The organism is Curtobacterium sp. B8 (genome assembly GCF_000333315.1).
In the GTDB taxonomy this organism is placed as follows: domain Bacteria; phylum Actinomycetota; class Actinomycetes; order Actinomycetales; family Microbacteriaceae; genus Curtobacterium; species Curtobacterium luteum.
In genome coordinates this window covers 1-1,412 of the sequence record NZ_BACW01000622.1, presented here as the reverse complement: position 1 = coordinate 1,412, position 1,412 = coordinate 1, and the positions used below count along the sequence as shown (strand labels likewise).

2 protein-coding genes are annotated in these 1,412 nt (G+C 73.9%); one reads left to right on the top strand and one right to left on the bottom strand.

Annotated features, from left to right (window positions below):
- Window positions 1-656: OB-fold nucleic acid binding domain-containing protein (locus tag I59_RS16755; RefSeq protein ID WP_031274251.1), on the top strand; the 656-nt coding region annotated here is incomplete at its 5' end.
- 105 nt (window positions 657-761) lie between these two features.
- Here the strand turns inward: I59_RS16755 and I59_RS16750 are convergent.
- Window positions 762-1,412 (bottom strand): cell wall metabolism sensor histidine kinase WalK (locus tag I59_RS16750; RefSeq protein WP_022904857.1); only part of this gene is annotated, 651 nt, incomplete at its 5' end.

The following is a 1,412-nucleotide window of genomic DNA, read 5'->3' as shown; positions in this document are numbered from 1 at the left end:
GCGCCGAGCGCATCGTCGCCGAGCGGCGGGCGAACGGGCCGTTCACGGACATGTCCGACCTCGCCCGTCGGGTCGGTCTGACGACGGCGCAGCTCGAGGCGCTCGCCGCAGCGGACGCCTTCGCCTCCCTCGGCGAGGACCGCCGGAGCGGCATCTGGTCGGCGGGCCGGGCCGCGGGGGAGCGTCCCGACCAGTTGCCCGGCACCCAGGTGGTCGTGCAGCCGCCGCTGTTCGGACAGATGACGAGCGGGGACGTCCTCATCGCGGACATGTGGTCGACGGGGATGACGACCGATGACCACCCCGTCCGGCACGTCCGGCCGGTGCTGGAGCGACGGGGGGTGCTCAGCGTCGCGGACACGATGACGGCGGAGAACGGGCGACGGATCGAGGTCGGCGGGATCGTCACCCACCGGCAGCGCCCGGCGACGGCCTCGGGCATCACGTTCATGAACGTCGAGGACGAGACGGGGCTCGTCAACGTGATCTGCAGTGTCGGGGTGTGGGGGCGGTACCGGCGCACGGCCCGGGAGTCGCCGGCGGTGATCGTGCGGGGCATCCTCGAGCGGTCGGCCGAGGGCGTGGTCAACGTGGTGGCGGACCGGATGGAGCACCTGCCCCTGGCGGTCCGGACGAGGTCGCGGGACTTCCAGTGACCGGCGGCGTCACGACCGCGCGCCGGCGCCCTGGGACGGTCGCAGACCGCGCTCCTGGGATGATGAGCGCAGCCCCAGCTCGTGGGACGAGCGGCGCAGACCCCGCTACTGGGCCGAGTGGCGCCCGTCGGCCGTGGGGATCCGGACCGTGACCTCGAGCCCGCCGGACCGGACGTTGCGGAGCGAGGCCGTGCCTCCGGCCCGTTCCGCGATCGCGCGCACGATGGCGAGTCCCAGCCCCGAACCCCCGGGCATCGCGATCGCCCCGGTGGCCGGGTCCGGGTTCGGGCGCGACTTCCGCGCCTCGTCCGGTCGCGTGAAGCGGTCGAACGCCACCGGGATGAACGACTCCGGAACGCCCGGACCATCGTCGGTGATCTGCAGGACGCCCTCGCCCTCGGCGCTCCGCCACGACACGAAGATCCCACCGCCGCGGGGGAGCGCCGCCACGGCGTTGCCGGCGATGTTCGTCACGAGCTGTGCCATCCCGCCGGTGTCGAGCCGGTACCGCGGCTCGACGGTCCCGCCGCCGATCCCCGGACCCGAACCCCCCACGGCGACCGGGGCCTCCAGGTCGAAGTCGACGGTGATGTCCTTCGCCGAGGCGATCAGCCGGACGCGGTCCACGGCGGCCATGACCTCGTCACCGAGGTCCGACCACCCGGTCGTCGGCTGCTCGGCGCCGTCCTGCTCGCGGCGCTCCGACTCCTCGATGCGCGAGAGTGCGAGCAGGTCGTGGCGAGACGGACAACCGGC